Here is a 13,925-nt window from a genome sequence, read left to right as displayed (position 1 = left end):
GGCTGCAAACGGACGGCGCAAGATGCTCCGTGCGGGAGGGCGTTTCGCCGTAGACTTTCAGTCTTTACGACCCAGCGCCGGAGGCGTTGTGCGATCGTCCCTCCCGACCAACGTCCGAGCGGGCCAGCGTAAATTCGCTGGCCCGCTCGTCTGTCTCTGGCCCAGGCTGCCCACATGACCGTCACCGTCACACCCTTCGGTCCCGCCGACGACCAGGCGATCGAGGAGGCGTACCGGATCGGCGCGGCATACGTCGCCGCCGACCTGCCCGACTTCCCGCCCTTCTGCCGGCAACGGCTGACGGCGATGATCCGCCAACCGATGCCGAGTCACCTCCCGATCAACCTGTTGGCCCACCTCGACGGCGAGCCCGCCGGGCATCTCGTGCTCAACCTGCCGCAGCTCGACAACACCGAGAACGCCTCCGCTGAGCTGGTCGTGCACCCGGCGTACCGCCGTCGTGGGGTGGGTCGGGCGCTGGCCCGGCACGGTCTCGCCGTGCTGCCTGAACACGGGCGCAAGCGGGTGAGCGCGATGAGCCGGGCACACGCACCCGGTGCGCCCGGCCGTCCCGCGCCGGCCACCGCCTTCGCCGCCGCCCTCGGCGCGGTCGACGCCCTGGCCGACGTCCGCCGGCGGCTGGAAGTCGCTGATCTGGACCAGGCGAGCCTGGAGGCGCTGCTGACCGACGCCCGGAGCCGGGCGGCCGGCTACGAGGTGCTGCGCTGGCGCGGGCGTACCCCCGACGCCCTGGCCGCCGACGTGGCGTACCTCGACGGGCGGCTGCTGGCCGACGCGCCAATGGGCGACCTGGCGTGGGAGCCGGAGCAGGTCGACGCCGAACGCCTGCGCGGCACCGAACTGGCGCTGGAGGCGCGGGGCCGGCGGCGCTACCACGTCGGTGTCCGGCACGACGCATCCGGTCGGCTGGTCGCGTGGACGCTGCTGGATGTCGGGGCGTCCGCGGACTGGCACTCGTTCCAGCAGATCACCATCGTCGATCCGGAGCACCGGGGTCATCGGCTGGGTCTGCTTGCCAAGATCGAGAACCTGCGGCACCTGCTCGCCCACGAGCCGGCCGTGCGAGTGATCGACACCTTCAACGCGGACAGCAACGACCACATGATCGCCATCAACGAGCAGCTCGGTTTCCGGGTGCTCGATCGCTGGAGCAACTGGCAGCTCGACGTGTGACCGGCCGGAGATCGGTGGCTGACCCGTCTGAAGTTGTGACACGCCCCTACTGATCTGAGGGGTTCGTGTTGCATGATGGCGGGCATGACGGAGACCCCGCACCCCCTCTACGACAGGCACGCCGAGACCCTCAACCGCGCGCTGACCGCGATCACCGAGCGGGGGTACTGGTCCGCCTACCCGGAATCACCCAGCCCACGGGTGTACGGAGAAACCGCCGCCGCCGACGGCAAGGCCGCCTTCGAGGCGTACCTGGGCGCTGACTTCCCGCTCGACCAGCCGGGCGGCGGCGACCGGGTCGCCACCGAAGACAGCCCGTTCGGCGTCGCGCTCAACGTCCGCTACCCGCACGCCGAGGCCGACCAACTGGTCGCCGCCGCGTCGGCGGCGCTGCCCGCCTGGCGTGACGCCGGTCCACAGGTCCGGGTGGGTGTCTGCCTGGAGATCCTCGACCGCCTGCACCGGAACGTCTTCGAGCTGGCCAACGCGGTGCAGTTCACCAGCGGCCAGGCGTTCGTGATGGCCTTCCAGGCCGGTGGCGCGCACGCGCTGGACCGCGCGCTGGAGGCGCTGGCCTACGCCTACGCGGAGATGACCCGGCACCCGGGCAGCGCCGGCTGGGAGAAGGCCGCCGGCAAGGGTGATCCGCTGCGGATGACCAAGACCTTCCACGTGGTGCCCCGGGGTGTGGCCCTGGTCATCGGCTGCAACACCTTCCCGACCTGGAACTCGTACCCGGGTCTGTTCGCCTCGCTGGTCACCGGCAACCCTGTCGTGGTCAAGCCGCACCCGCGCGCCGTGCTGCCGCTGGCCATCACCGTCCGGTACGCCCGTGAGGTGCTCGCCGAGGCGGGCCTCGACCCGAACCTGGTGCTGCTGGCCCCCGAGGCTCCCGGCGAGAAGCTCGCCTCGACGCTGGCCCTGCACCCGGCAGTGAAGATCGTCGACTTCACCGGCTCCACCGAGTACGGCGACTGGCTGGAGGCCAACGCCCGGCAGGCGGCCGTCTACACCGAGAAGGCGGGGCTCAACACGGTGGTGGTCGACTCCACCGACGACTTCGCCGGGATGTGCCGCAACCTGGGCTTCACGCTGACCCTCTACAGCGGTCAGATGTGCACCACCTCGCAGAACCTGCTCATCCCCCGCGACGGCATCGAGACCGACCAGGGACACAAGAGCTTCGACGAGGTGGCCGGCGGTATCGCCGCCGCCATCGGCAAGCTCACCGGCGATCCGGCCCGGGGTGTGGAGCTGACCGGCGCGATCGTCAACGACGGCGTGCTGGAGCGACTGGACGAGGTCACCAAGGTCGGTGTGCCGGTGCTGGAGTCGCGTACCGTCGAGCACCCGTCGTTCCCGGACGCCGTGGTGCGTACGCCGACCATCGTCAAGCTGGACGCCGACGACACCGCGACCTACTCCCGGGAGTGGTTCGGGCCGATCTCCTTCGCCATCGCCACCGACTCCACCGCGCACAGCCTGGAGATCCTGCGCTCGACCGTGGGGGAGAAGGGGGCCCTGACCGCCGCGGTCTACTCCACCGACGACGCGGTGCTGGACGCCACCGAGGCGGCCGCGATCGAGGTCGGGGTGCACCTGTCGGCCAACCTCACCGGTGGTGTCTTCGTGAACCAGTCGGCGGCCTTCTCCGACTTCCACGGCAGCGGGGCGAACGCGGCGGCCAACTCGGCGCTGACCGACGGGGCGTACGTGGCGAACCGGTTCCGTATCGTGCAGAGCCGCCGGCACGTCTGACGGGTTTCGTGGTTGCGGTGAGGGTTCCGGGGCTGCCCCGGAACCCTCCCGGGTCGGCGTGGGTGTCGTAGCTCCGGGTTGGAGCCTGCGGCTGCTCAGGCTGGGCGGCGCATCTGGAGTTCGCGCAGGGTGGGGATCTTCGGATGCGGCACGCGGACACCGGTATCGACGAAGCCCAGCCGCTGGTAGGCCCGGTAGGCGCGGTCGTTGCCGACCACCACCTCCAGCATCAGCTCGTCCCGCCCGCAGGCCCGGGACCAGCTCGCCACCCCGCTGACCAGATCCGCGAGCAGGCCGAGACCCCGCCAGGTGGGGGTGATGTAGACGGCGTAGATCACCGTCACCCTCCGCTCGGTCGGGTGCACGATCCCACCGGCGTGCCCGACCAGCCGGCCGCCGCCGGGATCCGCCACGAACTGAGCCGTGTTCGGGCCGGCGGAGACCTGGGCGACCCGAGCGGCGTACTCGGTGTGGGGTCGGGCCGCGGCCTCGGCGATCGTCTCCAGGAACGCCAGTGGCGCGTCCGCGAGCATCTCCAGACGCAGCGCGCGCATCCGGGCCGCATCGGCTGGCTCGACCCGGCGGATCACGGCCCGCCGTGTGCCGGTTCCGTCGGTGACGCTCGTCATGCCCGCATCCATATCACAATGACGTACGACGATGTGGACGACTGTAATACGCCCGATTTGTGGTCGTGCGCGGTCGTCACTCCTCGTGTAGCGTGCGATTTCGGTCACCCGTTTCAGCGGTCGCCGTTGATTGCCGAAACCGGTGATTCCGGGTGCCGGGACGCCGGCGACCCAAGGTAGTGGAACGCCGTGCAGAGTGAGGAAAACACCGTGGCACAAGGCACCGTGAAGTGGTTCAACGCCGAGAAGGGCTACGGCTTCATCGCCGTCGACGGCGGGCAGGACGTCTTCGTCCACTTCTCCGCGATCGAGATGGACGGCTACAAGGCGCTGGACGACGGTCAGCGGGTGGAGTTCGAGATCGCCCAGGGTCAGAAGGGTCCGCAGGCCGAGCGGGTACGCGTCATCGGCTGAGCGCGGACACCCACCCCACCGACCGATCGTCGTCGGGGTGAGGTGGCCACGGCCGGAAGGGGGCTGCCGTGCCGGTGCCCCACGAGGGAAGATCATGGACCGATCCAGCCGTTGCTGAGGAGGGTTCATGTCCGACCAGCCGCCCCCGACAGGTCCGTCCGCCTCGCCGCCGGGTGGCTGGGGGCCGCCCGCAGGTTGGGCCGGTCCACCGCACCAGCCCACTCCTCCGCCGTACGGGCCGCCGGGTCATCCTGCTCAACCGCCCTATGCCGGCATGATGCCGTACCCCGGCCAACCGGGTTACCCGGGTTACCCGGCCTACGGTGGGTACCACCCGGGCGGCCACGGTCTCGACCCGTCCGACGCCCTGGTCAATCCGCCCGGCGCCGGCATGGCCGGCTGGTTCGCGCGCTTCACCGAAGCGGGCCGTAGGGGCTGGCGTCAGCTGCTGCCGATCCTGCTGCTGACCCAGGTGGTGCCCGGGGCGCTGATATCGGGTCTGCTGCTCGTGTTCGACCGGACCGGGCAGTGGGAGGACGAGATAGCCGCCGGCGAGGTTCTGCCCGCCGCCTACTGGGCCGACCTGGGCTCGATGTTGGCCGTGCTGTTGGGCGCCACCGTCCTGCTCGGCCTGGTGCAGGCCGCGGGTTGGGCTGCCGGTAGTTGGGTGATCACCCGGCAGGCGGCCGGCGCGCCGGCCGATGTCGCGACCGCACTGAACTACGGCGTGCGTCGGGCCCCCGCGCTGTGGGGCTGGACGCTGGTGGTCGCTTTCATCGTCACGATCGGCCTGTTCTGCTGCTTCGTGCCAGGCGTCGCCGCCGCGTTCGTGCTCAGCATGACCGGGCCGGTGTATCTCTTCGAGCGTGCCGATCCGATCGGTCGTTCGTACCGGATGTTCCGGAACCGGACGGGTCTGCTGATCGGTCGGGTGGGGGTGATAGTGGGAGCCACGCTTGGTGTCCTGCTGTTGACCAGCCTGCTGGATCAGGCCTCGGTTCCGCTGTTCGGGCCGCAGCCCCTGACCTCGCTGGGTACGGCGGTAGGTGCCATCGCGATGGTGCTGGTGCTCGCCGTGCTGGCCCTGCCGGCCTACTTCGCGCAACTGGTCGGCTTCGTCGTCACGTATGCCGAGCAGCGAGCTCACGAGGGTCCGGTGAACAGCGCGCGACTGGCTGCCGAACTCGGCTGAACCGAGCCATCGTGCTTGCACTCGGCAGGGCAGAGTGCTAAACAAGTCATTGGCACTCGCATGGCGTGAGTGCCAGCTGGTCGGGACGGTGGGGCTGCGGTCGCGCTCGTGACATAACCACGGGTGGGGCACGCGGCCGGTCGTCGCGGGCTATCCGGCCCGGCCGAGGAGACGTCGCCGTCGCCAGGTGGTGACGTCCCAAGGTGCGTACACCAGACGGCCCATCCGGGGCACACACTCGGGTGGCCCGTGAGTGTCCAGGAGGACAACGCCGTATGGCCAAGATGATCGCGTTCGACGAAGAGGCGCGCCGCGGCCTCGAGCGGGGCATGAACCAGCTCGCCGACGCCGTGAAGGTGACCCTCGGCCCCAAGGGCCGCAACGTCGTGCTCGAGAAGAAGTGGGGTGCCCCCACCATCACCAACGATGGTGTGAGCATCGCCAAGGAGATCGAGCTCGAGGACCCCTACGAGAAGATCGGCGCTGAGCTGGTCAAGGAGGTCGCCAAGAAGACCGACGACGTCGCCGGTGACGGCACGACGACGGCGACCGTCCTGGCCCAGGCACTCGTTCGCGAGGGTCTGCGCAACGTGGCCGCCGGTGCCAACCCGATGGCCCTGAAGCGGGGCATCGAGGCTGCGGTCGCCAACGTCTCTGAGGAGCTGCTGAAGCTCGCCAAGGACGTCGAGACCAAGGAGCAGATCGCCTCCACCGCCTCCATCTCCGCCGGTGACACCAGCGTCGGCGAGATCATCGCCGAGGCGATGGACAAGGTCGGCAAGGAAGGCGTCATCACCGTCGAGGAGAGCAACACCTTCGGGCTGGAGCTGGAGCTCACCGAGGGCATGCGCTTCGACAAGGGCTACATCTCGGCCTACTTCATGACCGACCCGGAGCGTATGGAGGCCGTCTTCGACGACCCGTACATCCTGATCGCGAACAGCAAGATCTCGTCGGTCAAGGACCTGCTCCCGATCCTGGAGAAGGTCATGCAGGGCGGCAAGCCGCTGCTGATCATCGCCGAGGACCTGGAGGGCGAGGCGCTGGCCACGCTGGTGGTCAACAAGGTCCGGGGCACCTTCAAGTCGGTCGCCGTCAAGGCGCCGGGCTTCGGTGACCGCCGCAAGGCCATGCTGACCGACATCGCCATCCTCACCGGTGGCCAGGTCATCAGCGAGGAGGTCGGCCTCAAGCTGGACGCCGTCAGCCTCGACATGCTGGGCCGCGCCCGTAAGGTCGTGGTGACCAAGGACGAGACCACCATCGTCGACGGTGCCGGCGACGCCGAGCAGATCCAGGGCCGGGTCAACCAGATCCGGGCCGAGATCGACAAGAGCGACTCCGACTACGACCGGGAGAAGCTGCAGGAGCGGCTGGCCAAGCTGGCCGGTGGCGTTGCGGTGATCAAGGTCGGCGCGGCCACCGAGGTCGAGCTCAAGGAGCGCAAGCACCGCATCGAGGACGCGGTCCGCAACGCCAAGGCCGCCGTCGAGGAGGGCATCGTCCCGGGTGGTGGTGTCGCGCTGGTTCAGGCCGGCAAGACCGCCTTCGACAAGCTCGACCTGGCCGGCGACGAGGCGACCGGCGCGCAGATCGTCAAGATCGCGCTGGACGCTCCGCTGCGGCAGATCGCCGTGAACGCCGGCCTTGAGGGCGGCGTTGTGGTGGAGCGGGTCCGCAACCTCGACTCGGGTCACGGCCTCAACGCCGCGACCGGCGAGTACGTCGACCTGCTGGCCGCGGGCATCATCGACCCGGCCAAGGTGACCCGCTCGGCGCTGCAGAACGCCTCGTCGATCGCCGCGCTGTTCCTCACCACCGAGGCCGTCGTGGCGGACAAGCCGGAGAAGACCCCGGCCGCCCCGGCTGGCCCGGGCGGCGGGGACATGGACTTCTGAGTCCAGCTCCAACGCCGAAAGGGGCGGGCCGCGTCAGCGGTCCGCCCCTTTCGCTGTGTCAGTGGTGATCCACCCTGCCGCCGGCATCGTCGACCCGGTCAGGGCGGCCCGGTGACGCCGCCGCGGTGACCGAACGGGTCGTCGGTGGCGGATCTGGTGACCACGTGCACCACCCCGCAGCACAGCGCCACGACGAGGGCCGGGACGCCCAGCAGGATCAGTAGGGCCATGCCCCGCCACCGAGCTGTCGACGATGGCGGAAGCGGAGCCGCCGCCCCGGATGAATGACCGTGCATGAAGCCGCAAGATAGCAGTTCAGGAGCGGTCGGATAACCCCGGGGCGAGATTCGCTCACGTTGGGTGAAATCGGTTCTTGGCGATCAATTACGGGCCGCCGAGACGGCCGCGTACGCGTTGACCAGGCCGGCACCGGCGATGTTCGCCGCGCCGCCGCACTCGTCGGTCTGGTCCCGGGACGCGGCATCGGTCTCGACCGGGTCGGCTGTCTCGGCCAGGATCCGCCGGGTCCGGTCCAGGTCGCCGACGAGTTCCGGGTTGGCCGACCACATCAACGCGACCACGCCGGCCACCTGCGGCGTGGCCATCGAGGTGCCGTCGAGCACGGCGTACCCGCCACCGGGCATCGCCGAGACGACGTCCTTACCCGGCGCCACCAGATCCGGTTTCGCAGCCCCGGTGGCCGTAGGGCCACGGGAGGAGAAGGCGGTGACCCGCCGCCGGTCGTCCACCGCACCGACGGTCAGCACGTCCGGGTACGGGGCGGGCGGGTCCTGCACGGATCCGCAGAACGGGCCGGTGTTGCCGGCCGCCGCGACGACGAGGATCCCGGCGGCCTCCAACGCTGCCGTGGCCGGTCGCAGCGCGCGAGGATCGCAGCCTTCGATCGGTGGGCAGCCCCAGGAATTGGTCAGAATCTCCGGCGCCCGGGCGGGCCGCCCCTGCCTGAACGGGTCACCGCCGGGCGGGAAGGGCGCCAGCATGAACTGGAGGCAGTCGAGGTAGGCGGCCGGGTTCCCCAGATTGCGGTCGAGGTTGACGCAGCCGACCCACTGCGCCCCGGGAGCGACGCCGATGCCGTCCCGCCCGACCGCGCTGCCCACCGTGTGGGTGCCGTGGCCGCTGCGATCGGTCGGTGCCCGGGTGCCGTTCCAGGGGTCGAACCACGAGTCGTCGCCGCCGCGGAAACCCTGGGTCAGGGTCGGATGCCGCCCGTCCACCCCCGAGTCGGAACTGCCCACGGTCACCCCGGCACCGGTGACGCCGAGTTCGGACCAGACCCGGTCCGCGCCGAGCATGGTGATGTTCCACGGCGGACCGGACGGGGGCGGGGCGCTACCGGTGGCGCTGTCGGCAGGCATCGGCAACGGACGCAGCCGTTGGCTGACCAGTACCCGGGCCACCTCGGGCCGACGGGACAGCCAGGCCCGTACCGCCGGCCCGCCCTCCACCTCGATCGCGTTGACCAGGTAGTAGGGGGTGTGTGGCAGCCGTGCCCGGCGCAGGTCCCGCCGGAGTTCGGTCTGGGTACGGTCGGCCGTGTCGACCAGCCGCCGATAGACCTCCCCGGCGCGGGCGTCCCGGCCCGCCCGGCCCGGCCCGCCACTCACGCCGCTCAGGTCCGCCTGTTCCCGCAGCAGCACGAAGAGCCGCTCCCCGTGCAGCCCGGGCTGGCCGACCGTGGTGCCGACCAGGCCGACCGTGACCAGCAGCGTCAGTGCGCTCGCCGCGGCGAGCACCCGGCTGGGCGCGCGGGCCGAGCGGCGCGCCAGCAGCAGGCCGTAGCCGATCGCCAGCACCACCGCGACGGCGAGTCCGGCACCGGTCGCGGCCGCCACCCAGAACGGTACGTCCCGGGTGCCGACCAGCAGCAGGCTGACCTCCTCCGGGTCGGTGAAGGCCAACGGGCCGAACACGCCCAGCCCGACCAGCCAGACGGTCGGCGCCGGACCGCCCGCCCCGGCCGGACGGCGAGCCACGGCCCGCAGCGCGGCCAGTACGAAACCAACCGGCGGTAGCGTCACCAGGAGCGGCAGTTGCGCACCGGAGTGACCGACGCCGGCACCCACCAGCAGCAGCACCACCCCGGAGACGAGCCCGCCCACCAGCACCAGGCGGGCCGGTCGAGAGGGCTCGCCAACCTCGAAACGAGCCCAGTACCGGGCACCGAGCAGTGCGGCGGCCAGCGCGCCGACCGCCGCCGCGCCCAGCCCGGCGAGAACGGTCTCCACCAGCCCGCCGAGCGCGCCCAACCAGACCCAGGGCAGCAGCAGGGCGAGCCCGGCGGCCACGGCGAGCAGAGTCACCACCGACGGATGCCCGTCCGGACGCCCACCCTGCTCGGTCGCCCTCGCGCCCGGATCGTCCCTGGGCCCGCCGGCGGTGTGCTCGGGCATTCCGCCGTGCCGGCCAGGGCCGAGGACGTGGGACGGCAGTCGGGTCGTCACCACCGTCAGCAGCACGGCCACCACGGCCAGCGCGGCGAGGTACGCCTCGTGGTGCACCGGCGGGATCGTCCGCAGCAGCCCCAGCACACCGAGCACGAGCGCACCGGCCAACCAGAGTCGGCCGGTGACACGGACCGTCGACGAGCGGGGAACGAGGGCCAACGGCAGCGCCGCAGCGGCGATCAGCAGCACGGTGAACAGGCAGACCACCGGCCAGAGCGGCACCAGCCGGTCCAGTCCGCCGATCAGCACCACCTGGTCGACGGCCCAGCCGCCGGTCTGCGCCAGGACCGTGACCGCGACCGTCCAACAGCCGGCGAGAACTGCCGCGACGATCGCCCAGGGGCTACCGGTGGAGCCGGGTGTGGTGTGTTCCGCCCGCATCCGCACACAGTACGACTCCGGCACCGAACGGGACGGGGCTGCCGGGCGGCTGACCGGGTGCCCGTTGCCGGCGCGTGTCGGCGGTGGGCCGGGACGGTTAACGTGGACGGGTGCGTGATCCGAACGTTCTGCGGTCCGTTGCCGGGCAGCTCTCGCCCGCCCGCCGCGCCGCCGACCTGCGTCGGTTGCGTGCCGAGCGGTTCGACGTGCTGGTGATCGGGGGCGGGGTGACCGGCGCCGGAGCGGCCGTCGACGCCGCGTCACGGGGCCTGAAGGTGGCTCTGGTGGAGGCGCGCGACTTCGCCGCCGGCACCTCCAGCCGGTCCAGCAAGCTGATCCACGGTGGTCTGCGCTACCTGGAGCAGTTGGAGCTGAGCCTGGTGCACGAGGCACTGACCGAGCGCGGCCTGCTGGCCACCCGGCTGGCGCCACACCTGGTGCGGCCGGTGCCGTTCCTGGTGCCGCTCCCCGCCGGTCAGGGCCTCCGCGACCTGCCCGCCCGCCTGCTGCGTCGCGCCTACTACGGTGCCGGAGTGGCCGCGTACGACGCCTTCGCCGGCCTCTTCGGCGGCGGCCGGGGCATGCCGTTGCACCGACACCTCAGCCGCGAGGGTGCCCGTCGCGTCTTCCCGAGCCTGCGCTCCGACGCCCTGGCCGGCGCGATCCGCTACCACGACGGGCAGGTCGACGACGCCCGCCTGGTGGTCACCCTGGCCCGCACCGCGGCCAGCCTCGGCGTCACCGTGGTGAGTAGCGCCCGCGCGGTCGGGCTGATCCGCCAGGCGCGAGAGGTCACCGGGGTCCGGGTCCGCGACCTGGAGGCGCCCGCCGGCTCACCCGAGGCCGAGTTCGAGGTGGGCGCCCGCACGGTCATCGCGGCCACCGGTGTCTGGACCGACGACATGTCCCGGATGCTCAACGACGTCGGGCTGCGGCCTGGGATCCGGGTCCGGGCGTCCAAGGGCGTGCACCTGGTGGTGCCCCGCTCGGCGATCACCGGTGAGGCCGGGCTCATCCTGCGTACGGCCACCAGCGTCCTGTTCGTCATTCCCTGGGGTGGGCACTGGATCATCGGCACCACCGACACCGACTGGCGGCTGGACCGCTCGCACCCGGCGGCTTCCGCCAGCGACATCGACTACCTGCTCCGGCAGGTCAACACCGTGCTGAACCGCCCGCTGACCACCGCTGACATCGAAGGGGTCTACGCCGGACTGCGTCCACTGCTGGCCGGCGAGGCGGACTCCACCTCGAAGCTCTCCCGGGAGCACGCCGTCATCGAGCCGATGCTCGGGCTCCTGCTGGTGGCCGGCGGCAAGTACACGACGTACCGGGTGATGGCTGCCGACGTGGTCGACCGGGCGGTGCGCCGGCTGGGGAGCCAGCGGGTGTCACGCACGGCCGACCTGCCGCTGCTCGGCGCGGACGGATACACGGCCATGTGGCGGGACCGGGCGGATCTGGCCCGCCGTCACGGGTTGCCGGTGGGCGTGGTCGAGCACCTGCTGGAGCGCTACGGCAGCCTCACCCTCGACCTGCTCGCCCTGATCGACGCCGATCCGCTGTTGGCCTCCCCGCTGGCCGGTGCGCCGGAGTACCTCGCCGCCGAGGTGACGTACGCGGCCCGCGCCGAAGGGGCGTTGCACCTGGAGGACGTGCTGACCCGGCGTACCCGGATCTCGTTCGAGACGGCACACCGGGGCCTGGAGTCGGCCGAGCACGCGGCGGAGCTGATGGGTGCGGTGCTGGGCTGGGACGCGGCCCGACGGACCCGGGAGGTGACCCACTACCGGGCCCGGGTGGAGGCCGAGCGGCAGTCCCAGCAGATGCCGGACGACGCGACCGCCGACGCTGCGCGACTCGGCGCGCCCGATGTGCGGGGCTACCCCGCAGATCGGGGCGCGGACGACGGCGCGGCGGGTCTGGCCCGCTGACGGGCTCTACTCTGGAGATCGCCGGACATGGATATCCATCCGACGGGTTACGTTCCCTACCTACGGTGGGGTAGGTTCCGCGAGTGATGGCGCTTTCCCGATCACGACTGGCCTCGCTCCCCGGCACCGTTCTGCTGGCGATCGTCCTCACCGGCTGTGCGCCCTTCGGTGATCGTTCCGAACCGCCCGCGGGCGCGGGCGCCTCGGCCGCCGGGCAGCCCGGCGGGGCGGGGGCCGCCACCACCGGAAAGGGACGGGTCAGCCTGCTGCAGAATCTCGGGCCGGATGGTCCGCTGCGCACCCTGAACGTGGAACCGGACGGGCGTTGGGAGTGCATCGACTGTGCCGGTGACGGGGTCACCTCGACCGGCGCGTTGAGCGAGGAGCAGCGAGAGCGTCTGCAACAGCTCCTGGCCGAGCCGGAGCTGGTCCGGGAGACCGATGAGGCCCGTGGCTACCGGGTCAGCTGCGTCGGCGCTCTCACCTCCAGCCTGCTGACCGCGGCCGGCCTGATCACCTCGCAGGACTGCCCGGGCGAGGAGCGGCCGCCGGTGGCCGAGGAGATCCTGCTGCTGCTCACCCAGAACACGCCCGCCGAAATGGTCGGGTAGGTCAGGTCAGAGCACCTTTCCGGGGTTGAGCAGGCCGGTCGGGTCCAGCGCCGCCTTGATCGCCTGGTGCACCCGTACCCCCACCGGACCGATCTCCCGAGCCAGCCACTCCCGTTTGAGCAGGCCGACGCCGTGCTCACCGGTGCACGTGCCACCCAGGTCCAGCCCCAACCGCATGATCTCGTCGAAGGCCCGCCGGCCGCGCTCCAGGCTCACCGGATCAGCTCGGTCGACCACGATGTTGGGGTGCATGTTGCCGTCACCGGCATGACCGACCACGCCGACCGGCACCTGGCATTCGGCGGCGATCCGGGTCACCCCGTCGAGCAGGGCGGCGAGCGCTCCCCGGGGCACCGCCAGGTCATCGATGATCAGGCCACCGTTGCCGCCCGGGTACGCGTCCGCGGCGTACTTCTCCATGGCTGAGTGGGCCAACCGGCGGGCCTGCAACAGCGCGGCGGCCTCCACGGCGTCGCTCGCCGCGTACACCTCCTCGGCGCCGGCCGCCTCGCAAACTGCGGCGAGTTCGGCCAGGTCCGCCGCCGCCCGGGGGCCGGTGTCGGCGGCGGCCAGCAGCAGTGCCTCGGCGTCGGTGCGCAACCCCATCGGCCGGTACGCCTCGATCGCCACCAGGTGGGTGCGGTCGAGCAGTTCCAGCAGGCTGGGGGAGAGCCCTTGGGCGGCGATCCGGGCCACCGCCTCGCCCGCCGCCGTCGTCGACCCGAACACGGCCACCAGGGTCAGCGACTCCGCCGGAGCGGGCCGCAGCGCCACGGTCACCTCGGTGATCACTCCGAGAGTGCCCTCCGAGCCGACAAAAAGCCGGGTCAGGTCGTAGCCGGCCACGCCCTTGGCGGTACGCCGTCCGGTGCGCAGCACCTCGCCGGAGGCGAGCACCACCTCCAGGCCGAGCACGTACTCGGTGGTCACGCCGTACTTGACGCAGCACATGCCGCCCGCGTTGGTGGCGACGTTGCCGCCGATGGTGGACGACTCCCAGGAGCCCGGGTCCGGCGGATACCACAGACCGTGCTCACCCACCGCGGCGGTGAGCGCGGCGTTGACCACCCCCGGCTGGACGACCGCGATCCGACTCACCGGGTCGATCTCCAGGATCGCGTCCATCGCGGTGGTGCTGATCACCACTGCGCCGTCAACGGCGTTCGCCGCGCCCGCCAGCCCGGTGCGCGCGCCCTGCGGCACCACGGGTGCGCCGTGCCGTCCGGCTGCCCGGACCACCGCGACGACCTCTTCGGTGCTGCGTGGCCTGGTCACCACCAGGGGCGTCGCCGAGGCGCAGAGGTCGGCCTCGTCCCGCTCGTACCCGCGCAGCAGGTCCGGATCGGTGAGTACCGCGTCCGACCCGAGGGCGGCACGCAGGTCGTCGAGGAGCGGGGCGGTGGCCATGCGGCCGAGGCTACGGCCGGCCGCTGGTGATCATCAACC

The 13,925-nt window shown here is 71.5% G+C and carries 11 protein-coding genes; 7 read left to right on the top strand and 4 right to left on the bottom strand.

Annotation, left to right across the window (positions count from 1 at the left end):
• Window positions 1-174: 174 nt before the first annotated feature.
• Window positions 175-1,194 carry a GNAT family N-acetyltransferase gene (locus Vlu01_RS11780; protein WP_203997662.1) on the top strand — a complete coding sequence of 340 codons (1,020 nt, stop codon included), beginning with the start codon at window positions 175-177 and terminating at the stop codon, window positions 1,192-1,194.
• A gap of 84 nt (window positions 1,195-1,278) precedes the next feature.
• Window positions 1,279-2,952, top strand: a complete 1,674-nt coding sequence (gene paaN / locus Vlu01_RS11775) for a phenylacetic acid degradation protein PaaN (protein ID WP_203997660.1) — start codon at window positions 1,279-1,281, stop codon at window positions 2,950-2,952.
• A 95-nt stretch (window positions 2,953-3,047) separates the two neighbouring features.
• On the opposite strand, the gene Vlu01_RS11770 is transcribed toward paaN, so the two are convergent.
• Window positions 3,048-3,581, bottom strand: coding sequence for a GNAT family N-acetyltransferase (locus Vlu01_RS11770; protein WP_203997656.1), 534 nt, complete (start codon window positions 3,579-3,581; stop codon window positions 3,048-3,050).
• 210 nt (window positions 3,582-3,791) lie between these two features.
• Between Vlu01_RS11770 and Vlu01_RS11765 the strand changes: the two genes are divergently transcribed.
• The 3 genes from Vlu01_RS11765 (at window position 3,792) to groL (ending at window position 7,085) form a co-directional block, all read left to right on the top strand.
• Window positions 3,792-3,995, top strand: a complete 204-nt coding sequence (locus tag Vlu01_RS11765) for a cold-shock protein (protein WP_091594539.1) — start codon at window positions 3,792-3,794, stop codon at window positions 3,993-3,995.
• A 274-nt stretch (window positions 3,996-4,269) separates the two neighbouring features.
• Window positions 4,270-5,187, top strand: a complete 918-nt coding sequence (locus Vlu01_RS11760; RefSeq protein ID WP_203997654.1) for a hypothetical protein — start codon at window positions 4,270-4,272, stop codon at window positions 5,185-5,187.
• A gap of 275 nt (window positions 5,188-5,462) precedes the next feature.
• Complete coding sequence (gene groL, locus Vlu01_RS11755; RefSeq protein WP_164448544.1) at window positions 5,463-7,085, top strand: chaperonin GroEL; 1,623 nt, start codon at window positions 5,463-5,465, stop codon at window positions 7,083-7,085.
• Between the two features lie 98 nt (window positions 7,086-7,183).
• Here the strand turns inward: groL and Vlu01_RS27785 are convergent, their stop codons facing one another.
• A complete protein-coding gene (locus Vlu01_RS27785; protein WP_275409317.1) occupies window positions 7,184-7,315 on the bottom strand; it encodes a hypothetical protein in 132 nt (43 codons plus the stop codon).
• Window positions 7,316-7,465: 150 nt separating this feature from the next.
• On the bottom strand, window positions 7,466-9,934 hold the full coding sequence (locus Vlu01_RS11750; RefSeq protein WP_203997651.1) for a S8 family serine peptidase: 2,469 nt from the start codon (window positions 9,932-9,934) through the stop codon (window positions 7,466-7,468).
• Window positions 9,935-10,044: 110 nt separating this feature from the next.
• Here Vlu01_RS11750 and Vlu01_RS11745 point away from each other — a divergent pair, with 110 nt between their 5' ends.
• On the top strand, window positions 10,045-11,868 hold the full coding sequence (locus Vlu01_RS11745) for a glycerol-3-phosphate dehydrogenase/oxidase (RefSeq protein ID WP_203997648.1): 1,824 nt from the start codon (window positions 10,045-10,047) through the stop codon (window positions 11,866-11,868).
• 86 nt (window positions 11,869-11,954) lie between these two features.
• A complete protein-coding gene (locus Vlu01_RS11740; protein WP_203997643.1) occupies window positions 11,955-12,479 on the top strand; it encodes a hypothetical protein in 525 nt (174 codons plus the stop codon).
• A gap of 6 nt (window positions 12,480-12,485) precedes the next feature.
• Here the strand turns inward: Vlu01_RS11740 and Vlu01_RS11735 are convergent, their stop codons facing one another.
• The gene (locus tag Vlu01_RS11735) at window positions 12,486-13,886 is read right to left on the bottom strand and encodes an FAD-binding oxidoreductase (RefSeq protein ID WP_203997640.1); all 1,401 of its coding nucleotides are present in this window, start codon (window positions 13,884-13,886) and stop codon (window positions 12,486-12,488) included.
• Window positions 13,887-13,925 lie beyond the last annotated feature (39 nt).

Source organism: Micromonospora lutea, from assembly GCF_016863535.1.
Lineage (GTDB): Bacteria > Actinomycetota > Actinomycetes > Mycobacteriales > Micromonosporaceae > Micromonospora > Micromonospora lutea.
This window is presented reverse-complemented; position numbering and strand designations above follow the sequence as displayed.